We start from the raw sequence: 20,976 nt of genomic DNA, 5'->3' as shown, positions 1-20,976 counted from the left end.
GTAAGCTATGGCAATCGTAAAATGGGATCCATTCAAAGACCTACTTTCCATTCAGGAAAGAATCAATAAGATTTTTGAGGAAAATGCCTATCCTGAGGCATCTGTTCAAAACAGAGGGGAGTTTGTACCACCCGTTGATGTATTTGAAAAAGAGAATGAAATAGTACTTCTGATGGATATTCCAGGTGTAAGTGAAGAGGATATCGAGATTCAAGTAAACGATGGTGTTCTTTCCATCAAAGGAGAGAAAAAAGCTCCATTTGAAAAAGAAAATGACAACTGCTACAGGATGGAAAGGCAGTTTGGTAAGTTTTCCAGAATGTTTTCATTGCCAAACTACCTGGACTTCACAAATATTAAAGCAAGCCTGAAAGATGGACTTCTTAAGATTTCCATCCCAAAAGCTGAGCAGGCAAAAGCCAAAGTCATAAAAGTAACAAAGGATGAATAATCAGGGCACCATAATGGTGCCCATCATTCTTAGGGGTGGTTTATGAGTAAAAGTTATTACGATATTCTGGGAGTACCTAAAACTGCTACAGCCGATGAGATAAAAAAAGCCTACCGGAAGCTTGCCCGTAAATACCACCCGGATGTCAATCCTGGCAATAAAGAAGCAGAAGCAAAATTTAAAGAAATATCAGAAGCCTACGCAGTACTATCAGATCCAGAAAAAAGAAAACAGTATGACACATTAGGTCATGAAGCGTTTACATCTTCAGGTCAGGGATACAACTTCCACGACATGAACTTTGAAGACTTAAGACACTTTAAAACAGGTAGCTTCAGTTTCGAAGATATCTTTGAGGAATTTTTCGGTGGGGGTTCAACAAAAAGAAAGTCCAAAACGGCCTCCAGAGGGGAAGATATAACCTATTCAATCACACTCCCCTTTGAGGTGGCAATAAAAGGTGGAGAATACGAAATCACCATATCAAGACAGATTAATTGTCCTAAATGTGGTGGGAAAGGTGGTGAAAAATCTATCTGCCCCACCTGTCATGGTACCGGTCGAATAAATAAACATACAGGCTTTTTCATGACACAATCCTATTGCCCAAATTGTAGGGGTGAAGGGGAGATTTATAGATCGGTATGTGATCACTGTGGTGGAACTGGTAAGATCCACTCTCAAGAAAGGATAAAGGTGAAAATACCCGCCGGCGTGAACAATGGTACAAAGATAAGGGTACCCCAAAAAGGTCATGAAGGGACACCGGGATCACAGCCGGGTGATTTATATATAGTGACAAAAATCAGCCCACATTTGATCTACGATAGAAAAGGGGATGATATATATCTAAACCTCGACATAGATATGTTTGAAGCTGCAATGGGGGCAAAGATAACCGTCCCCACACCATATGGTGCCGTAAATATTACAATACCAGCCGGAACTGAGACTGGCAGCAAATTCCGTCTGAAAGGTAAAGGGATGCCCAAAATTGATGGATCAGGTTATGGGGATTTCTATGTTGAAATCAGGGTAAAGATACCAAAGATAGAATCCGAGATCGACAAGCAGATTTTAGAAGGACTACAGAAAAAATACAGACTAAACTTACGTTCTGGTCTTTTAGAGCAGGGTAAGATACTATAAAAGGTGGTGAAATATGAAGGACAGACCTCTTTATGCAATAAGTATTGTAGCAGAAATGCTAAATATCCACCCTCAAACATTGAGGCAATACGAACGTTGTGAGCTTATAAAACCATCAAGGACCATAGGAAACGTAAGATTATACTCTGAAGAAGACATAGAGAAACTGAAATTTATCATTACCCTCACAAGGGATATGGGGGTAAATCTGGCCGGAGTTGAAGTCATACTCAAGATGCGTCAACAGATGGAAGAGATGCGTCAGCAGATGGAGCAGATGCTGGATTTCATCCGTAAAAACATACCAAATAAACAGAAAAAGGATGAACAGATCCTAGAAATTAATCCATCAAATACTGTAATAAAAGTAAAAATAGAAAGGGAGTAACCTATGATAAATTGGAACAAACTAACGATAAAAGCAAGCGAAGCTATTCAGAGTGCTCATGCCTTTGCAGAAAAAAATAGCAATCAACAGATTGAGCAGGAGCATCTTTTAAAAGCTTTGATATTACAGGATGAAGGTTTTGTCAAACCTTTATTCCAAAAAATTGGGGTCAATCTATCTGGACTTATTAATGATATAGACGAACTGATATCAAAATACCCAAAGGTATCAGGTTCTGAAGGTGTTTATATTTCCGCTGATCTCAAAAAATCATTAGACTACGCATTTAAGATAATTGGTAATTTTGGAGATGAATTCGTTTCAACGGAACATCTCATCTTAGGGATTATAGAGCATGCCAATTACTCCTTAAGACAAGCATTTTTAAAACACGGAATCGATAAGAATAAGGCAGAAAAAGCCATTAAAGAGCTCAGAGGTTCAAGCAAAGTGACCGATCAGAACCCGGAAGATAAGATGCAGGCCCTTGAGAAATACACTATAAACCTCACAGAAAAAGCAAGAAATGGCAAGCTTGATCCGGTAATTGGCAGGGATGAGGAGATCCGTAGAGTAATGCACGTCTTATCCAGAAGAACTAAAAACAACCCTGTGCTCATCGGAGAACCTGGCGTGGGTAAAACAGCCATTGTGGAGGGTCTGGCACAGAGGATAGTAAATGGGGACGTTCCGGAGACTTTGAAAGATAAAACCATTTTAGCCCTTGACCTTGGAGCTCTTATTGCCGGAACCAAATATAGAGGTGAATTCGAAGATAGGTTAAAATCTATCCTCAATGAAATAAGACAGCGGCAAGGGGAAATAATCCTTTTCATAGATGAGATGCACACACTTGTGGGAGCAGGAGCTGCCGAAGGGGCAATGGATGCCGCAAACCTTTTAAAGCCAGCACTAGCAAGGGGTGAATTGCACTGTATAGGAGCCACAACGCTGGATGAATACAAAAAGCATATCGAAAAGGATGCAGCTCTTGAAAGGAGATTTCAGCCCATCATAGTGGATGAACCTTCTGTGGAAGATGTAATATCCATTTTAAGAGGGTTGAAAGAAAAGTATGAAGTACACCACGGTGTCCGGATAAAAGACAGTGCAATTGTTGCTGCCGCTTACCTATCCCACAAATATATTTCAGACAGACACATGCCGGATAAAGCAATAGACCTTGTGGATGAGGCCTGTGCAAAGCTGAGGATGGAAATCGACTCAATGCCAACAGAGCTTGACGAACTCGAAAGGAAAAAAAGGCAACTGGAAATAGAAAGACAGGCTTTAAAAAGGGAGCAGGATGAAGTATCAAAAGTGAAGTTAGAAAAGATAGAAAAGGAGATAAACGATCTATCCGAAAAGATCATAGCTCTTAAAACCCATTGGCAAAACGAGAAAAATATAATAGTGGAAATCAAAAAAGTAAAAGAAGAGATTGAAGATCAAAAAAATGCAATGTTAAACGCCGAAAGAAGCGGCAATTACGAGCTTGCATCCCAGATCAAATATGGCAAACTTGTGGAATTACACAGAAAAATAGAAGAGCTTAATAATAAACTGAAAGAAATTCAGAAAGATAAAAAGATGCTCAAAGAAGAGGTGGACGAAGAGGATATTGCCGAGATTATCGCCAAATGGACGGGAATACCTGTCACCAAACTATTAGAAGAGGAAGCTGAAAAACTGATCAAGATGGAGGAGAATCTACACAAAAGGGTTATCGGTCAGGATAAAGCGATATCATCTGTAAGTGAAGCCATAAGAAGAAGTAGAGCCGGGCTTAGCAACCCAAAAAGACCCATCGGTTCGTTCATCTTCCTGGGGCCAACCGGTGTTGGTAAAACTGAGCTGGCTAAGGCACTGGCGGAATTTCTCTTTGACAGTGAAGATGCCCTCATAAGAATTGACATGAGTGAATACATGGAGAAACATTCCGTAGCAAAGCTCATAGGTGCCCCTCCCGGATATATCGGATACGATGAAGGTGGCCAGCTTACCGAAAAGGTCAGAAGAAGGCCCTACTCTGTGATACTTTTTGATGAGATTGAAAAGGCTCATCCGGACGTATTTAATATAATGCTACAGATATTAGACGATGGTAGGCTCACTGATTCAAAAGGGAGAGTGGTGAGCTTTAAAAACACAGTCATTATAATGACTTCAAATATAGGTAGCGAATTAATACAGACAGAATTTGAAAAAGGTGGCAGCTGGGAAGAGGAATACGATAGGATATCAAAGCTTGTATTTAATATAATATCCCAATATTTCAAACCGGAATTTTTAAATAGAGTGGACGATATAATAGTATTCCACCCACTCAGCAAAGATCATTTGTCAAAGATTGCGATACTTCTGCTGGATGAGCTGAAGAAAAGGTTAATGGCAAATATTGAAGTGGAGATGGAATACGACGCTACTGTTATAGATGAACTCATAAAAGCTGGATATGATCCGAAATTTGGTGCAAGGCCTATGAAAAGGGCTCTACAAAAATTAATTGAGAATAGAATAGCTGAAGAGATCATAAAAGGGAATATAAAGAAAAATAGTAAAATTGCCATCTCGTTTAAAAATGGTTATCTTACAATCAGTTAAACATAAGGGGGTATTTTGCCCCCTTTATTCTCTTTTATTTTCTATTTTTTTCTGCTATTATAATTTTAGAACTAAAAAAGACAAATTTTATCCTTAGTTTTAAGGGTCATAATATATGAGGATTAAATAGTGGCAAAAAAGAGAGCTGCGGTAATTGAAGATAAGGTAGAAGAATTAAATGAAACTGAAGATATAAATGAAGAAGTATTAGATGAAAATTTAGATTCGATACTTGAAGATTTAGATATAAATGAATCTTCGGAAAATTTAGAAATAGCTATATCATCCCTCACAGATGATTCTATAAAAGATTTCATTAATAAAATAGATAAATTCAAACCCCTCACAAGGGAAGAGGAATATGATCTTGGTAAAAAGATTCAGCAGGGGGATCAGGAAGCTCTAAACAAGCTGATACTTTCAAATATAAAATTCGTTGTTTCGATGGCCAATAGATACAAAAATACCGGAGTAAGCCTAAGTGATCTAATCAATCAGGGGAATTTAGGGCTGGTGGAAGCTGCCAAAAGATTTGATCCCGATAAAGGGGTAAAATTTATATCCTACGCGGTTTGGTGGATAAGGCAGGCAATGATTCAGCTTCTGGCGGAGCAATCCGGCACAGTAAAATTACCCATCAAGCAGGCAAGTCTGCTTTATAAAATAAATGAAGCCATAGAGACCCTGTCAAAACAGTATCACCGAGAGCCCACTTCCGAAGAGATATCAGAATACCTTAATATACCAAAGGAGAATATAGAAAATATCTTAATGGTATCAAAAAATTATCTTTCTTTTGAATCCCCAATTAAAGATGGTGAAGACAGGACATTTCTGGATCTTATGGAATCCAAAACAATAAAAGTGGAGGATGAAGTAATAAATCATACACTAAAGGACACCCTACAATCACTCATTCAAGAGCTGGATGAAAGGGAAGCAAATATTTTAAAAATGAGATATGGACTTGACGGGGAAAATCCTATGACTCTAGAAGAGGTGGGGAATATACTAAATATAAGTAGAGAAAGGGTAAGACAGATAGAATCAAGGGCTCTGAGTAAACTCAGGAAAAAGGCTGTAAAGAAAAAACTTCAGGATTATTTAAATTAAAAAAAAGATGTATGAAGATTTAAAAAAGATTCAAAATGAATTATCCAGAAAGGTAGTGCTATCAAAATTAAAATCGGAAATAAAAGTAGTAGCCGGTATCGATATATCTGTGGATAGATATACGAATATAGGTTATTGTGCAATCATCCTGCTTGACAGAGATCTTAAAACCCTCGAAGAAGCTTCATTTGTGGATGAAATAAAGATACCATATGTTCCTGGATTTCTAAGCTTTAGAGAGCTTCCCATCATAGAAAAATGCTTTTCAACACTAAAATCAAAGCCAGATTTAGTTTTCATCGATGGTCAGGGGATAGCCCATCCAAGAGGCTTTGGAATAGCATCACATTTTGGGATCACGTACAACATACCAACCATAGGCTGCGCCAAAAGCCTGTTAGTTGGCATCTATGAAGATCCAGAAAATCTAAAAGGGTCTTTTTCACCCATCATCTATAAAGCTAAAATAGTGGGATCAGCACTAAGGACAAAACCAAACACCAAACCTATCTTCGTTTCCCCCGGCCATATGGTTACAGTTGAACAATCGATCATGCTAACCTTAAGCTTCACAGACAAATACCGCGTCCCCGAACCCACTCGAAGAGCCGACATTCTATCAAAAAGATTAAGAAGACTTAATGATCCAAAGCTGAAAAAACAATAGCCCCAATCCAAACAAAAAAATATTGCAATTTTAAGTAAATTAATTTAATATATTTTAAACTTTATATTAGGGAGATCGTTTGGAAAAGGATAAAAAAGAACAGTCTGTAGCAGTGCAATATGTACAGTATGTACCAAACCAGCCATACCAGGAAGATGAAATTGATCTAAAAGATCTGATAAAAACCATAATGAAACGTAAATATTTTATAATTACATTTACCATGATCATAACTCTTCTGGCAGCTATATATGCCTTTTTGCAAACACCTATTTATGAAATAAATTCTAATTTAAAGGTGGGGTATATCAGTAATAGTAATAGTAATAGTAATAGTAATAGTAATAGTAATAGTAAAATATATTTTATCGAACCAAATACAATGATAGGATATATAAAGGGGAATTTTGATAATTCTAAAAATGAAAATAAAAACTTTCCGCAGGTGGATGCTGATATAATCAAGCAAACAAATGATCTTATCAATATAAAGATACGTGCCTTTTCTAATAATGAAGCGTTAGCATATCTCGATAAAATTCTTGATTACATACATAAGGAAGAGGATAAAAAAATCAGTTTTTATAAAGAAAATATTAAATCCCAAATAAAATTACTGGAAATTCAAATAACCGAAATAGAACAACAGATAAATGCTCTTGAAAATCAACTCAAAACCACAAAAGATCCCTTACTTTTTCAAATATTACTCTTAAATACAAAAGACTATAAAAATAAGATCTTAGAGAATAAACTAAAAATTACAGAACTAAATTTTCAGCTATCACCGCTTAGAATTACTAAAACAGATACTATTGGAAAAGCATTGACTTACAAAAATCCTAAAAAGCCAAACAAAATACTAATAATTACCGTAGCCTTTGTCACGGGCATCTTTCTATCAATATTTATAATATTTTTTATCGATTTTGCTAAAAATTTTAAAGAAGAATAACAGGGAACCGGTTTCTGTTCAATCTTCAAGGTTCAATGTTAGCATTAAGCGTTGAGCATTAAGCGTTAAAAAAAGTTCTACGTTCAATGTTCTAACGTTTTAATGTTTCTAGTTCAAATGGTGATATTAATCTAATATCGTTCATCTCTGATTTATTACTGCTGAGATTTACTAAATCTTTTTTTTACATATAAATCAAAAATAGATGATAAAACATCTTTTTTTCACTACCTTTAGTAAGAAAGACTTCTGGATATCCGCCGTATATCAGAAAACTATAGTGCTTATTTTTTCATAGTTTGAATAAATATCAAAATCCAAAATATAGTTTTTCAGGTAGTTTGAGAATTTTTGCCGTTTTTACCGATTTTTGCCCGTTTTTAACACTTAGTTTGAGAATTTTTTTAGACATTTAAAAATCAAAAATCATTTAAAATCAATTATTTAGCGATGTCTATTGGTTACAACCTTTTTAAAGTGGTTGTAACCTTATCTCCGACAAAATTCCAATAAAAATTTTAACATTAAATTAACAAACCTAACTTTACCGATCACTGTAATTCTTCTCAATCCACTTCAAATACTCCCCAGACCTTATATTTTCCACCCACTTTTTATTGTCTATATACCATCTTACTGTCCTGCGGAGACCTTCTTCAAATGAGACTGATTGCTTCCAGCCAAGTGCCTGCTTTATTTTTGTGCAATCTATGGCATACCTTCTATCATGGCCGGGTCGATCTTTTACAAATGTAATGAGATCTTTTAACTTTTCCTGTGGTTTACCTGTTTCCTCCGATACCATCCAAATCAGATACTCAAGTAGTCTTATATTCTCCCACTCATTTTCTCCACCAATATTATACTTTTCACCTATTTTACCAAATCTAATTACCTGCCACACAGCTATATTGTGATCCTCCACGTATAGCCAGTCTCTGATATTTTTACCATCACCATATACAGGTAAAGGCTTATCCTCAAGCATGTTTAATATCATAATTGGGATAAATTTCTCTGGGAATTGATATGGACCGTAATTATTTGAACAGTTTGTCAAAGTAACAGGTAATCCGTAGGTGTGATGGTATGCCATCACCAAATGGTCGCTACCTGCTTTGCTGGCTGAATATGGGGATCTGGGATCATAAGGGGTATTTTCCGTAAAATATCCTGTATCTCCAAGGCTTCCGTAGACCTCATCTGTAGAAATATGATGGAATAATACTGGGGCATCAGACAATCTACCATAAATCTCTTGCCAGTAATTTCTCGCCACATCGAGCAGTGTATAAGTACCAAGAACATTTGTGGTGATAAATGCCTCCGGCCCAAGAATTGATCTATCCACATGGCTTTCCGCCGCAAAATGAATCACACAGTCAAGATTATACTTTTTGAAAATATGTTCTATAGCAGGCCTATCCCTGATGTCAGCCTTCACAAATCGGTATCTGGGACTTGAACCACTACCGAACCTTTCTTCTACATCTATCAAGCTTCCCAAATTACCTGCATAGGTTAGTAAATCTACGTTTATTACAACACCTTTAAAACCAGATTCTTCTGACAAAAGGTATCTAATCATATTAGATCCTATAAAACCAGCACCACCAGTAATAAGAATTGTATTGAAATTTCTCATAACTTTAGCTCCTGTATCTTTGGGATATACCACTGATAAAATTTCTTAAGCTATCTTTCCAGAAGGGTACCTCCACACCTATCTTCTTAATTTTCTCTTTTGATAAAACTGAATACTTAGGTCGCTTTACCTTTGTGGGGTAATCTTCAGTTTTAATTGGCTTTATATTGCAATTCTCTTTTAAAATCTCATACTCCCTACCAAGTCTGTAAATCTCAAGGGCAAAATCATACCAGGAAATCTCCCCTTCATTTGAATAATGGTAAATACCTATAGGCTGTTTATCTTTCGACAAATTTATCATTTGTAAAATAGCAATTGCAAGATCGTATGTCCAGGTAGGACTTCCAAATTGGTCAGAAACTACAGAGATTTCTTTTCTTTCATTCATCAACTTTAACATTGTATAGACAAAATTATTACCAAACTCCCCATATAGCCATGAAGTGCGAATAATAATACTTTCAGGAAATATTGATAAAAGGCGCTTTTCCCCCTCAAGCTTTGTCCTACCATAAATAGAAATAGGAGAAGTGGGATCATCTTCCAGATATGGGCGGGGCTTACCATTTTCTATTATCGATTCTCCCGAAAAAACATAATCTGTGGAGATATGAATGACAGTGGCACCTATCTGCTTTCCAACCTTACCAATATTTTCAACACCTTCTACATTGATAGCAGTACATAATTCTACTTCATCTTCTGCTTTGTCCACTGCTGTGTAGGCGGCACAGTTTACAATGAATTTAATTGTTCTATTTCTTGCAAATTGAAATAGAGTTTCATGGTCAGTAATAGAAATCTCTTTATCCGTAGCAATAAAAGGTACCGAAATCGATTTAAACATCTCCGAAAGCTCTGTACCTAGCATCCCTCTGGCACCGATAATCCATATCACAACATATCCCCCTGAATCTCTTTTAAATACGGTAGTTGCATATCCTTTTGAGATATAATGTATTCGACACCAAGATCAGGCCAATTTATATTAATCATCGGATCGTCCCAGCGAATACCACCATCTGATTGGGCATTATATTCTGCGGTACATTTATATTCAAGCTCTGTATCATCCTTAAGAGCAAGAAAACCGTGGGCAAATCCTGCAGGAATCCATAACATGAGATTATTTTCTCCAGATAACTCCAAAGCATACCATTTCCCAAAGGTAGAAGATCCTTTCCGTAGGTCTACGGCAACATCCCAGGCAGCTCCCCGCGTAACCCGCACTAGCTTCCCCTGAGCATGAGGCTGTTTTTGAAAATGCAGGCCTCTTATGGTCCCTTTTTTTGATTTTGAATGATTATCCTGAACAAATCGATCTAAAATGCCTAGTGACTTGAAATCGCTTTCTTTATAAGTTTCCATAAAAAAGCCCCTATCATCTCTAAAAATCTGGGGCTTAATCACTAAAAGCCCATCAATTGGAGAGTCAATTACTGTAAAAGGCATCTTATTCCCCATCAGCTATAAAACGAAGGTATGCACCATAATCTGTTTTAATACCATTTGCAAGTTCAAGCAATTGAAACTTATTTATCCATCTATTCCTATAAGCTATCTCTTCGATGCAGGCAACGTACAACCCCTGTCTTTTTTGAATGGCCTCCACAAAATTGGCTGCATCAAGTAGTCCATCATAAGTACCGGTATCAAACCAAGCCATCCCTCTTCCAAGAATCTCCACGTTCAGCGCACCCATCTTTAAATACTCATTGTTTACTGCAGTTATCTCAAGCTCCCCTCTATCGGAAGGTTTTATATTTTTTGATATATCCACAACTCTATTGTCATAAAAATATAGTCCCGGAACGGCATAGTGGGATTTCGGATTTTGTGGCTTTTCTTCAATAGAAATGGCTTTGCCGGAAGCATCAAACTCCACAACACCGTAAGATTTTGGATCTTTTACCCAGTAACCAAAAATAGTGGCTGATGAACTACTTAATACAGCTTTTTGTAATATATCCGTAAAATGCTGACCGTAGAAAATATTATCACCTAATACCATTGCCACCCTATCTTTACCTATAAAATCTTCACCTACAATAAACGCATCCGCAAGCCCTCTGGGTGTTTCCTGAATAGCATATTCAAACCTCATCCCCAGCCAATGACCATCTCCCAAAAGCTCTTTGAATACGTTTATATCTCTTGGTGTAGAGATAATAAGGACCTCCCTGATACCTGCAAGCATCAAAACTGATAAGGGGTAATAAATCATAGGCTTATCATACACCGGAAGAATCTGCTTTGATATCGCTTTAGTGATTGGATAAAGTCTAGTGCCTGAACCACCTGCCAAAATTATACCTTTCATAAAGCCTCCTAGTAAAAAAGTGTTAAGAAAAGTTCAATGTTATATGTAAATGGTTGTTTTTTTAACTTTTAACTTTTAACTTAGAAATTAGAAATTGAACTGTTTCCAAGCTACCGCCCAAGGAACTAAATCCCCAATCTAAAAAACGCAACAGATTTTAAATTCATCAAAAAAACTCAATATCACTTAATGGTATATTATAAACTACAAAAAAATTTCTTTCAATCTATTTTTTAAATGACAAGTTTAAGAATTAAATGAATTCTTCCGTTAATTCCCCCTGTAAAAATCGTCGTCTATCCTCACTATATCATCTTCACCTGTATATTCACCCACCTGAGCTTCTATAAGCACCACAGGTATTTTTCCGGGATTGCCAAGTCTATGCAAATCGCCCATTTTTATATAGGTACTCTCATTGGGTCTCACTAAGTATACTTTATCCCCCACCTGAACCTCAGCGGTACCACTCACAACTATCCAGTGTTCATTTCTGTGGAAATGTTTTTGAAGGGAAAGTCTTTTACCAGGTTTCACCACAATTCTTTTTATTTTGTAATTTTTTTCATCGATGAGCACTTCGTAAGTACCCCACGGGCGGTGGACCTTTGAGTGAGTAGTAAGTAGAGAGTTGTTAGTAGTTTTGAGTTGATTTACTATATCTTTTACTTTTTGGGTTTGGCCTTTTTTGGCTATCAATAGAGCATCATTTGTATCTATAACAATAAAATCTCTTAATCCTATGGTGGATATAACTTTTTTGTCATTATCAGAGTATAAAAAGTTTTCCTCCCCATCAATCTCCACAATCTTTTCCCTATCTGTCTTAACTTCTTTAATTAAACTATCGAAACTTCCCACATCATTCCATTCAAATTCGGATAGTACTACCTTGATATTTTTACTTTTCTCCATCACGGCATAATCTACACTTATATCAGGTATCTTCTCCATAAAGATATCCACAATCCTTTTTTGATTTCCGTTGATTTTTTTAGAATTTTCAAAAGCTTTCTTGGATGATTCGTATACTTCAGGGGCATGAGTTTTCAATTCTTCCAGATACACTCCTGCTTTGAACATAAACATACCGCTATTCCACAAAAATAATGTTGAATGCTGATTGCTGAATGTTGAATTTTTTTCTAAATACTTAATGGCTGTATCTAAATCTGGTTTTTCGTGAAATAATTCCACATTCAAAATTCCTAATTCAACATTTATTTCGGGCTTTGCTTGAATATAACCGTACCCTGTATTTGGACTATCTGGGGTGATGCCAAATGTCACGAGATAGCCCTCTTTCGCCAGATCCCTACCTTTATTTATAGCTTCTATATATTTACTTTCATTTTTTATTAGATGGTCGCTCGGCGTAACAAAAAGAATCTCATTCTCATCACTATCAAATGCACCAAAAGCTATTGCACCTGCTGTATTTCTACCGAAAGGCTCTAAAATAAATGACAGATTTTGCGAGTTTAATAATGAATTTTCTTCCATCTGATCGATGGCTAAAAAATATTGATCCTCATTTGAAATAATAATAAAACTGCTGCAAAATTTTAAGTTTCTCTCAACGGTCAATTGAAAAAGAGACTTGCCGTCAAACAACTTCAAATACTGTTTTGGTAATAATCTTCTACTGAGAGGCCATAATCTTGTGCCGCTACCACCGCTTAAAATCAGATTCTTCATTAAAATCTCCTTTTTAAAATCTATAAACGATACGAAAAGAATATTATATATTTTGAAGATGTCAAGGAATTTTGATTTTTTAATGTAAAATTTTGAATGTTGGATTTTGAATTATGGATGATGAATTGTGGAACTGCTGTGTCAAAAATAAAATATTGTTAATAAATAAATATATAAAGAAGTATCCCTTTTAAAACAAAAAATCCTTTACTTTACACGATTAATATGTTATAAATATTGTCTGTGTCCCCGTAGCTCAGCAGGATAGAGCAACAGATTCCTAATCTGTAGGTCGCACGTTCGAATCGTGTCGGGGACGCTTTTTTTATTTATAGAAATTCTTAAAAATAAAAATTCAACGGCGGAACCTCTTTTAAAATACCCAATTCTTTTGCATATCTATAATAAAGCAACAAACCTTTTATATGCTTATCCGTCAGGTTATAATCAATCGTCTCCCAATAATCAATTATCTGATACGAAGTCAACCCTTCAAACATATACCTGTCTATCAAAATGGAGAGATTATCTTTAGATCTATATTTTACGTCTATCAATACCTTAATAAACTCTTCCGCCTCCTGAACCTTCCCCCTGTTCAAAAGCCATAGTGCATACACAAAGGGATAACCTGTATTTTCATACCATATTTTACCAAGATCGAAAATATGAGGAAATTTGCCGTTGTAATAGTTGAATAAAGCCCTATCACCAATATAAAGGGATGCATCCGCACCATCCTCTTCATTTAAAAATTCCACTTCAACACCCCAGAATTTTTTCAGTATAATCTTGAGCAAAATAACACTTGTCCCAGATTCGTCGGTGAGATAGATTTTGGCTCCATTTAATTCATCTTTAGGAAGATGGGAAAAGAGAACAACGCTTTTTACGTAATTGATGGAACTTATAGATATCTCAGGAATAATCAGAAACCTATCCGGATACCTTGCATAGACAATACTACTCAACGCAGATGTATCTATCACTCCTTCGATCATCATCCTGTTAAGATAAGACGGAACTCCTCTTATAAAATTGAATTCTGGCAGTTTCAACTGCTTTAGATGATAGAAAATGGGATAAACATTTGCATACTGAATTTCACCTATATTTAACATTTTACACCACCAAAAACTTAATCCCTATAACCACAAGCACCACAGCTCCAAAAAACTCAGCGTATTTACCTGTAAAATGTCTACTAATTTTACCAAAATATACTCCCATCAATGTCCCAATAGCACACACAATACCTATAATCAATGAAGGAAAGATTATACTACCTTTGTAAAGGGCAAGCGAAACACCCACTCCCAATGCATCCATACTTGTGGCAACAGAAAGCACAACAAGAGACCAGCCTCTGGTGGGATCATTCAGTGAACATTTTTGTTCCTCATCCTTAAAAGACTCCTTCATCATTCTATAGGCTATGTAAAAAAGTATAAGAGCAGCGATAATATTAATATTTCCAACCCACCTCATCAGTATTCTACCAAAAAAAGCCCCCAAAATAGGCATAATAAACTGGAAAAGCCCAAAATGCCAGCTAAGTCTGAAATAATGTCTTGGGGTATTGTAGCTACACCCTATTCCAAAAGCAACACTGAAAGCATCCACGCTCATCGCAACAGCTATAAGAAAAATCTCAATAATTGTAAGCATTAAAGAAGTACTCCAGCTACCTGAGCCAGCAACATCGTAATGATAAGAGCAAAAGGGTAAGTGGAAGCATAACTAATTGAAGGATAATCAGTCTTTGTAATTTCATTTGCCATCGTAAGTGTAGGTGTGGACGTCATAGCTCCAGCAAAAATACCAAAAACATCTATAATATTCAACTTAAAAAAATATCTCATTATAAACACGAAGATAATAAGAGTAAAAAGTATAGCACCCACCGACACATAGATGGATGAAAGTCCATGTTTTTGAATCGATACCACCACAAACTTTCCGGAATTTGCACCAATTACCGCCATAAAAACAAGCTGACCAAGGGTCTTTAAAAGGGAAGTGGAATGAGGAGAAAGCTGCCAAACCAGTTTACCAGTTCTTCCCAAACGTCCAAGTACAACTGCAGTGATAAATACTCCCCCCACAAAACTCAACCTGAAATCACCCAAAAAAGGTAAATTTATAGGTATCTTACCTATAAAAATACCCAACACAATACCGATGGATATCGGCAGAAAATCCCCAGCAGGATAAGCTAACAAATTATTACCAATATATTCCGTCACAGCATCTGCATTATTTTCAGGCACAGTAATGTAAAGCTTATCCCCTAACATCAGAGTCAACCCAGGATTTGGCTTGATGTCGATCCCTGATCTTCTTATTTTAGTAATTACACCACCTAAAGCCTTTAACCTCTTAATCTCACCAATCTTTTTACCAACCACCTGTTTTGAAGTTACAAGCAGACGCAGCACCTTCATATTATCGTGAAACTCCACAAAATCTTTTATCTCCTGTCCCAACATCAATTGAGCAGTTTTCAACTCCTGTTCTGTCCCCACAACCCTTAGTATATCACCCATTTCTATGATATTCCTGTCTTTAGAATTTTGAGATTTTTCTATCCTCTCTATAAAACATCCCGTCATTACTTCAAATTGATCTTTTGTAATCTTTTCTCTACCAAAATTCTCATTCGTTACCAAAAAGTTTTTACCACCTAACTTCTCATAGGATGATACAAGCTGATTTTCATAGAGGGTGACCTCATTTTGAATATTTATACGAAAAATCGTCGGAATCAGTCTTACAAAAACAACACTGGATATGATCCCAAAAGGATAAGTCAAACCAAAAAACACCGATGCCTGACTGATATAATTATGCTCCAAAACAGCCGCAAGAGAAGGGGCACTGGACATACTGCCGGTAAAAACACCAATCAAGGCACCTTTTGAAAAACCTAATAGTTTTCCTGATATAAATATCACAAAAAAAATAAAGCATATTATCCCTGTTGCTAACGTGTTAAAAAATATCCCATTTTTCTTAAACGTCTCAAAGAAAAGTGGCCCGGTTTGTAACCCCACCGCATACATAAAAAGAGCCAGACCAAAGTACTTAAAATCCTCAGGCAGTGTAACACCATAATACCCTGCAATCAGAGCCACCACCAAAATCGCTGATATATCAAGGGAAAATCCTCTAAACTTTACATTTCCCAGAAGATATCCGAGAGTGACAATTATAAAAAGATGAAGTACAGTATCCAAATTAAATCTCTCCTAGTTTGAAACTATTTTTTCTTACCAAGCTCTATGGATCTCCTGGTGGCGGTTTCAACCGCATTAATGAGGGTAGTCCTGAGTCCCCCCTGCTCCAATGTATGTATACCTGCTATTGCTGTACCCCCCGGAGACGTAACCATATCCTTTAGAGTGCCCGGGTGTAATCCCGTTTCGATCTGCAGTTTGGCAGATCCTAAAACCGTCTGAGCAGCCAGCTTCATGGAGATATCCCTCGAAAGCCCAACCTTTACTCCTGCATCACTCAGCGCTTCAATTATCATAAAAATATAAGCAGGCCCGCTACCAGAAAGCCCGGTGACAGCATCCATCTGATACTCTTCAACGATTACAGATATCCCCACTGCTGAAAATATCTCCTGTGCTATTTTTACATCCTCTTCAGTGGCATTGTCCCCAGGAGCGATGCCCGTTGCACCAGATAGAACAAGTGCCGGAGTATTTGGCATCGTACGAATAAAACGTATCTTTTTCCCCAATGTATCCTCCACAAACTGAGAGGATATCCCGGCGGCAATTGAAATAAGTAATTTATTATCATTTACCCTTTCACTTATGTCCTTTAAAACCTTCTCCATTATCTGAGGTTTCACAGATAAAACCACCACATCCACATCGTCCACAAGTTTTTTATTGTCTTTGAATATGATATTAATTCCAAATTCATTGCTCAATTGCTCCAGCTTCTCAATATCCACATCGCTGGCGTATATGCTCTCTGCAGGAATCTTTTCTGACTTTAAAAGCCCCTTAATGAGGGCTGTAGCCATATTTCCGGAACCAATGAAACCTATCTTTTTATTTTTTAACATCCATCGCCTCCAACCAACCTAATATTTTTTCGTATATCTCTTCCTTTTTAGGGTTTAAACTACTCGATAAAATATGTTTTACTTTTGGGTCGTCTATTAAAACAAGCTCTTTTGAAACGGAAACTTCGTTAAAAAATTTTACACTGCCACGGTAGTCCACCACGTCGTCAAACTTAGAATGAAAAACAAGTATAGGTTTTTTTAGTAGATCCTTATGTTCCCATGTATACTCTATAAGATATCTGAGATTTACCATCCCTTTAACAGACCTCTCTCCATAATAATATTCTTTGAGATTTGATGTATCAGAATATTCTTTTTGTATGCTATTTATGAAATACTGTGCAATTGGAACAAAATCGAATCTTGAATCTAAAATATCAAGCGCCGGGGATAGAAGAATAACACCATCCAGATCATTGTAATATGCCACGTTTAATGCCAACAATCCCCCCATCGACTGTCCTATCAAGAAAATCTTTTTGCAGCTATTTTTCAGAGTAAAATAACCATATTTTAATGAATCGTACCAATCCCTATAACTTAATCTATCCAGATAAGCCGATTTTGACCCATGCCCCACCAACCTAACATTGTAAACGGTAAAACCTTTTCTATTCAGATACTCCCCAAGCTCAGACATCTCAAAAGGGGAAGCGGTGAAGCCATGTATTAATAAAATTCCAACGTTTCGATCACCCATTTTAAATTCGGGCATATTTCTGCTATTTAATACCCCTTCAGATAAAGCTCTTTTTTTATCTATAGAAATTAGCTCATTTATATCAACATTTTTCAGATCAGGAAAACTATCCAATCGATAAGGAGGCTTTTTATTCATAACCAACACCACAGTAAAAATAATTGAAAACAATAACCACGGCAGTATAAACCATCTTAAAACAACCTTTTTATTAGCCATTTAATTTTTACATTCTTTTTTAAATTTTTCTATATCGATACAGTTCTTATCAGATTCAAGAACAAATTTTAAAAAAGCTTCCAGACGATTAAAGGTCCCTTCACTTATCACATGCTCCACCTTGCAGGCGTCATCCTCAGCTACCGAAAACTCAACATCAAGCACATCGGTAAAAAATCTCGTGATGATTTTGTGTTTATCAAGTAGATTTTCCGCCAATTCCTTCCCTTTTCTGGTAAATTGCACCTCTTTATATGGAAAATACTCCACTAGACCCTTGTCGGATAATATTTTTAAAGCATTTGTAACAGCTGGTTTTTTTACATTCAGTCTTTTGGCTATATCTGTAACTCTTGCGGAACCATGCTCCTTCTGGAGCATCAGTATCATCTCCAGGTAGTCCTCAAGGCTTTTGGTTAATTCATCCATAATATCTCCGACGATACATTACATTATTAATAAAAATTTATCAAATAATTTTTTCTGAAAACCCATCGTAAAGCTCATCCATAAAATGATCCCTATCATGTTCATATTTCGGTGCAAAATGGAAAAATTTAACAAATTTTGACCTAGATCTCAAAAAAATCTCTTTTGCTAAAGATATTGTAAGATGGGATTTTTCAATAGCATGAAGGACATCAAACTTGCTAAACATCGCTTCTATCAAAAGAATATAGCTATTTCTGGCAAAATCCACCGCTTTTTTGAAATTCTCATAAGTGGGTGCTATATCGGTAATAAATGTTATATCCTGAGGCTCTGAATATATCACAAGCTCCTTTTCAAGATCTGCCACGTTATACAATCTACCATCCACTTCGATATCACCTTTATTTTCACCTTTAATTAACCTATCTTTTAGATCTGTAAGCCAGGGTCCAGCTTTTAGATTTAGCTTTTCAAGTACATTTTTTTTTATATTTATATGCACCGGCTCTTTAATACGATAACCAACAGAGATAGTCTTATGATCAAAAAAACAATAGTCAAACTGGAAACGATCCCCTAAAAGAACCTCTTTTGGAACCTCCTGTTCATATATCGGCACAAATCCGTTTAATGCGGAAAAAACAGCTTTTTTAACCCTTTTTACTCCCAGCTCATATACCTCAATAGTAAGTGGATAGCTTTTGATCAGATTCCATGTATAACCGTCAAGCTTACCTTTTACATTATTGATAAAATTGGGAGGTCCATAGAATCTTATGGGCTTTTCTGACCTCAAACAACCCCTCAATATCCTGTCAAAACCGTAAAAGTGATCCATATGGGTATGGGAAACAAATACGTCCCTTACGTCAAGCAGCTCACTGTTTGTAATATCCCCTAATCTACCGCAATCAAAAAGGAATGCATCTTTTTTGTAAATATTTCTCACAAAGAATGCAGTGTCATCAAAGGGGGAGTTCACCCTCTTTATAAGATAGTTATTTCTCATAACGGGCTTTCAATTCAGACATTATATCATAGGCATTCTGCTCAGGTTCACCAATAGTAACAACGGTGAGATCAGCCCCTATATCTTCAAACTCATTTTTCTGTTTTTCATAGATCTCCGGCCTACCATCTGAAACTGACTCCTTCTCAAATCTTTTATCCAATCTTTGATAGATAACTTCATCCGGTGCTGTAAATTTTACTTTTATAGGTTCCCCTCTGAAAATACCCAAAAATTCATTTAAATACCTCTTTTTTCCAAAGCTTCCATCCACCACCACCATTCTGTAATTGTTTAACGATTTGTTGGCAAGATCCGCAAGTGTTTGATAAACCTTTTTTGTCATCTCCTCAGAATACAGCCCCTCATTATAGCCATCAAAGACCCTATCGGTGGGCTTTACACCTGCAATCTCTTTTCTTACCACATCACTATTTAGATATTTTGCAGCGTATTTATTCGCAAAAAACTTACCATTTTTACTTTTACCAGACGCTATCATTCCGTAGAATATAAGCGACTTTGTATCAAACATATTCACCGCATAAGACAACGAAAGATCAGCCATCCTTTTTACTTCAGCAAGCTTTTCCCCATACAGTCCCCAGCTTTCATCTTTTCCATCCAACATAAAACAACCCACCTTGAAACGGACAAAAGCTCTGTAACATTTATAAAAGTTTATCAGATGTTTACTATCTTCATCATCATACAACGATAAAAACCCGGAAAGGAGACTATCTGATATATCAACGTAACCCATATAATCTGTCTCCATACACAAAAAGACAAAATCTGACACAACGTCGTTGTATCTAAATCTCTTGTTAAACTCGATACAATCTATCAAACCTATATCATCCCCATCGAAATATACATGTTCCGCCCTCAGATCCCCATGACCATCTATGACATACCCATTTTCAAGCCTTCGTTCAAATAGTTGTTTATTTTCGTTTAAAAACTTCATGGTAGTATTCTTGATGAACTGGTAATCCGATTCTGAAATAAATTTACCCACATACTTCGAGGTCTGATCAAAATTCTCCTCACAATTTTTCTTCACGATCTCATATGAACCATTCTCTTTTGCTGTGGCATAATCTGTTTTTATATTTTTAAAGAGAATTGCTATCTGTCTGCCGATATTAAACCCTTTTTCTACGTTGATCTCACCATTTTTCAGCTTTGTGGAGAAGAAATCTTTATCATCAAGCCGCCTCATCTTTACGAGATATTCTACTGTTGGAAGGGTATTTTCTATCGGGACGATATCAAAACCCTTATTTTTTCTAACTACTTTCAGTAAATCAAGATAAACCCCTTTCGAAAACCTCTCATTAAGCTCTTTTTCAAGATAACAGTAACTCCTTCTATACTGAGACAGCGTAAAATCAAGAAAGCCATAATTAACAGCCTTTTTCATCTTATAAACATACTCATCCTTGATAAAAACGTATGAAATATGGGTTTCTATTATCCTGTCAGGTCTGAGTAAATCTTTTACTATAATGGCATTTGGGCTCATCTCGTTCATAA

Annotated in this window: 20 protein-coding genes and 1 tRNA gene; 8 read left to right on the top strand and 13 right to left on the bottom strand. The window is 36.3% G+C overall.

Translation table 11 applies throughout. The features are described 5' to 3' along the window. Positions 1-7: 7 nt before the first annotated feature. The 7 genes from ACP5Q2_RS05385 to ACP5Q2_RS05355 all read left to right on the top strand — a co-directional run bounded on the left by ACP5Q2_RS05385 (position 8) and on the right by ACP5Q2_RS05355 (position 7,327). Positions 8-451 carry an Hsp20/alpha crystallin family protein gene (locus tag ACP5Q2_RS05385; RefSeq protein WP_428097980.1) on the top strand — a complete coding sequence of 148 codons (444 nt, stop codon included), beginning with the start codon at positions 8-10 and terminating at the stop codon, positions 449-451. 42 nt (positions 452-493) lie between these two features. Further along, complete coding sequence (gene dnaJ, locus ACP5Q2_RS05380; RefSeq protein ID WP_428097978.1) at positions 494-1,600, top strand: molecular chaperone DnaJ; 1,107 nt, start codon at positions 494-496, stop codon at positions 1,598-1,600. Between the two features lie 13 nt (positions 1,601-1,613). After that, a complete protein-coding gene (locus tag ACP5Q2_RS05375; protein WP_424605202.1) occupies positions 1,614-1,988 on the top strand; it encodes a heat shock protein transcriptional repressor HspR in 375 nt (124 codons plus the stop codon). A 3-nt stretch (positions 1,989-1,991) separates the two neighbouring features. After that, the gene (clpB, locus tag ACP5Q2_RS05370; RefSeq protein ID WP_428097974.1) at positions 1,992-4,592 is read left to right on the top strand and encodes an ATP-dependent chaperone ClpB; all 2,601 of its coding nucleotides are present in this window, start codon (positions 1,992-1,994) and stop codon (positions 4,590-4,592) included. A gap of 129 nt (positions 4,593-4,721) precedes the next feature. After that, positions 4,722-5,705 (top strand): sigma-70 family RNA polymerase sigma factor, encoded by a 984-nt coding sequence (locus tag ACP5Q2_RS05365; RefSeq protein WP_428097971.1) that lies wholly within the window; start codon positions 4,722-4,724, stop codon positions 5,703-5,705. 7 nt (positions 5,706-5,712) lie between these two features. Next, complete coding sequence (locus ACP5Q2_RS05360) at positions 5,713-6,372, top strand: endonuclease V (RefSeq protein WP_428097969.1); 660 nt, start codon at positions 5,713-5,715, stop codon at positions 6,370-6,372. A gap of 79 nt (positions 6,373-6,451) precedes the next feature. Next, the gene (locus ACP5Q2_RS05355) at positions 6,452-7,327 is read left to right on the top strand and encodes a Wzz/FepE/Etk N-terminal domain-containing protein (RefSeq protein ID WP_428097966.1); all 876 of its coding nucleotides are present in this window, start codon (positions 6,452-6,454) and stop codon (positions 7,325-7,327) included. Positions 7,328-7,871: 544 nt separating this feature from the next. Here the strand turns inward: ACP5Q2_RS05355 and rfbB are convergent. From rfbB to ACP5Q2_RS05330, 5 genes are all read right to left on the bottom strand, one after another. Beyond that, a complete protein-coding gene (rfbB, locus tag ACP5Q2_RS05350; protein ID WP_428097963.1) occupies positions 7,872-8,972 on the bottom strand; it encodes a dTDP-glucose 4,6-dehydratase in 1,101 nt (366 codons plus the stop codon). Positions 8,973-8,976: 4 nt separating this feature from the next. Then, the gene (gene rfbD, locus ACP5Q2_RS05345) at positions 8,977-9,873 is read right to left on the bottom strand and encodes a dTDP-4-dehydrorhamnose reductase (RefSeq protein WP_424605208.1); all 897 of its coding nucleotides are present in this window, start codon (positions 9,871-9,873) and stop codon (positions 8,977-8,979) included. After that, the gene (gene rfbC, locus ACP5Q2_RS05340) at positions 9,870-10,427 is read right to left on the bottom strand and encodes a dTDP-4-dehydrorhamnose 3,5-epimerase family protein (protein WP_428097960.1); all 558 of its coding nucleotides are present in this window, start codon (positions 10,425-10,427) and stop codon (positions 9,870-9,872) included. Before rfbC ends, rfbD begins: the two co-directional genes overlap by 4 nt. Position 10,428: 1 nt before the next feature. Beyond that, the gene (gene rfbA / locus ACP5Q2_RS05335) at positions 10,429-11,295 is read right to left on the bottom strand and encodes a glucose-1-phosphate thymidylyltransferase RfbA (RefSeq protein ID WP_424605210.1); all 867 of its coding nucleotides are present in this window, start codon (positions 11,293-11,295) and stop codon (positions 10,429-10,431) included. Between the two features lie 270 nt (positions 11,296-11,565). Continuing rightward, entirely contained in the window at positions 11,566-12,993 is a 1,428-nt protein-coding gene (locus tag ACP5Q2_RS05330; protein WP_428097956.1) for a mannose-1-phosphate guanylyltransferase/mannose-6-phosphate isomerase, read from the bottom strand. A 245-nt stretch (positions 12,994-13,238) separates the two neighbouring features. Here ACP5Q2_RS05330 and ACP5Q2_RS05325 point away from each other — a divergent pair. Further along, positions 13,239-13,312, top strand: a tRNA-Arg gene (locus ACP5Q2_RS05325). A gap of 22 nt (positions 13,313-13,334) precedes the next feature. Here ACP5Q2_RS05325 and ACP5Q2_RS05320 read toward each other — a convergent pair. From ACP5Q2_RS05320 to ACP5Q2_RS05285, 8 genes are all read right to left on the bottom strand, one after another. Beyond that, positions 13,335-14,114 carry a menaquinone biosynthetic enzyme MqnA/MqnD family protein gene (locus ACP5Q2_RS05320; RefSeq protein WP_424605212.1) on the bottom strand — a complete coding sequence of 260 codons (780 nt, stop codon included), beginning with the start codon at positions 14,112-14,114 and terminating at the stop codon, positions 13,335-13,337. Position 14,115: 1 nt separating this feature from the next. After that, entirely contained in the window at positions 14,116-14,661 is a 546-nt protein-coding gene (locus tag ACP5Q2_RS05315) for a manganese efflux pump MntP family protein (RefSeq protein WP_428097952.1), read from the bottom strand. Next, entirely contained in the window at positions 14,661-16,229 is a 1,569-nt protein-coding gene (locus ACP5Q2_RS05310; protein ID WP_428097949.1) for an aspartate:alanine exchanger family transporter, read from the bottom strand. The genes ACP5Q2_RS05315 and ACP5Q2_RS05310 overlap by 1 nt, the downstream gene beginning before the upstream one ends. A 23-nt stretch (positions 16,230-16,252) precedes the next feature. After that, complete coding sequence (gene proC, locus ACP5Q2_RS05305) at positions 16,253-17,074, bottom strand: pyrroline-5-carboxylate reductase (RefSeq protein WP_428097946.1); 822 nt, start codon at positions 17,072-17,074, stop codon at positions 16,253-16,255. After that, a complete protein-coding gene (locus ACP5Q2_RS05300) occupies positions 17,061-17,915 on the bottom strand; it encodes an alpha/beta hydrolase (protein ID WP_428097944.1) in 855 nt (284 codons plus the stop codon). Before ACP5Q2_RS05300 ends, proC begins: the two co-directional genes overlap by 14 nt. 81 nt (positions 17,916-17,996) lie before the next feature. After that, a complete protein-coding gene (locus ACP5Q2_RS05295; protein WP_428097940.1) occupies positions 17,997-18,425 on the bottom strand; it encodes a metal-dependent transcriptional regulator in 429 nt (142 codons plus the stop codon). A gap of 40 nt (positions 18,426-18,465) precedes the next feature. Next, on the bottom strand, positions 18,466-19,437 hold the full coding sequence (locus tag ACP5Q2_RS05290; protein WP_424605218.1) for a ribonuclease Z: 972 nt from the start codon (positions 19,435-19,437) through the stop codon (positions 18,466-18,468). After that, positions 19,427-20,974 (bottom strand): AAA family ATPase, encoded by a 1,548-nt coding sequence (locus tag ACP5Q2_RS05285; RefSeq protein ID WP_428097937.1) that lies wholly within the window; start codon positions 20,972-20,974, stop codon positions 19,427-19,429. Before ACP5Q2_RS05285 ends, ACP5Q2_RS05290 begins: the two co-directional genes overlap by 11 nt. Positions 20,975-20,976: the final 2 nt, after the last annotated feature.

Origin of the sequence: Calditerrivibrio sp. (genome assembly GCF_049968475.1) — a bacterium.
Classification (GTDB): domain Bacteria; phylum Chrysiogenota; class Deferribacteres; order Deferribacterales; family Calditerrivibrionaceae; genus Calditerrivibrio; species Calditerrivibrio nitroreducens_A.
This window is presented reverse-complemented; position numbering and strand designations above follow the sequence as displayed.

Excerpts from the sequence above, each read along its gene's own strand:
- proC (WP_428097946.1), bottom strand. The coding sequence starts at position 17,074 with ATGTTAAAAAATAAAAAGATAGGTTTCATTGGTTCCGGAAATATGGCT.
- dnaJ (WP_428097978.1), top strand. The coding sequence starts at position 494 with ATGAGTAAAAGTTATTACGATATTCTGGGAGTACCTAAAACTGCTACA.
- rfbA (WP_424605210.1), bottom strand. The coding sequence starts at position 11,295 with ATGAAAGGTATAATTTTGGCAGGTGGTTCAGGCACTAGACTTTATCCA.
- ACP5Q2_RS05330 (WP_428097956.1), bottom strand. The coding sequence starts at position 12,993 with ATGAAGAATCTGATTTTAAGCGGTGGTAGCGGCACAAGATTATGGCCT.
- ACP5Q2_RS05290 (WP_424605218.1), bottom strand. The coding sequence starts at position 19,437 with ATGAGAAATAACTATCTTATAAAGAGGGTGAACTCCCCCTTTGATGAC.
- ACP5Q2_RS05385 (WP_428097980.1), top strand. The coding sequence starts at position 8 with ATGGCAATCGTAAAATGGGATCCATTCAAAGACCTACTTTCCATTCAG.
- ACP5Q2_RS05360 (WP_428097969.1), top strand. The coding sequence starts at position 5,713 with ATGTATGAAGATTTAAAAAAGATTCAAAATGAATTATCCAGAAAGGTA.
- ACP5Q2_RS05300 (WP_428097944.1), bottom strand. The coding sequence starts at position 17,915 with ATGAATAAAAAGCCTCCTTATCGATTGGATAGTTTTCCTGATCTGAAA.
- ACP5Q2_RS05320 (WP_424605212.1), bottom strand. The coding sequence starts at position 14,114 with ATGTTAAATATAGGTGAAATTCAGTATGCAAATGTTTATCCCATTTTC.
- ACP5Q2_RS05315 (WP_428097952.1), bottom strand. The coding sequence starts at position 14,661 with ATGCTTACAATTATTGAGATTTTTCTTATAGCTGTTGCGATGAGCGTG.
- rfbB (WP_428097963.1), bottom strand. The coding sequence starts at position 8,972 with ATGAGAAATTTCAATACAATTCTTATTACTGGTGGTGCTGGTTTTATA.
- ACP5Q2_RS05285 (WP_428097937.1), bottom strand. The coding sequence starts at position 20,974 with ATGAACGAGATGAGCCCAAATGCCATTATAGTAAAAGATTTACTCAGA.
- clpB (WP_428097974.1), top strand. The coding sequence starts at position 1,992 with ATGATAAATTGGAACAAACTAACGATAAAAGCAAGCGAAGCTATTCAG.
- ACP5Q2_RS05375 (WP_424605202.1), top strand. The coding sequence starts at position 1,614 with ATGAAGGACAGACCTCTTTATGCAATAAGTATTGTAGCAGAAATGCTA.
- ACP5Q2_RS05295 (WP_428097940.1), bottom strand. The coding sequence starts at position 18,425 with ATGGATGAATTAACCAAAAGCCTTGAGGACTACCTGGAGATGATACTG.
- rfbC (WP_428097960.1), bottom strand. The coding sequence starts at position 10,427 with ATGCCTTTTACAGTAATTGACTCTCCAATTGATGGGCTTTTAGTGATT.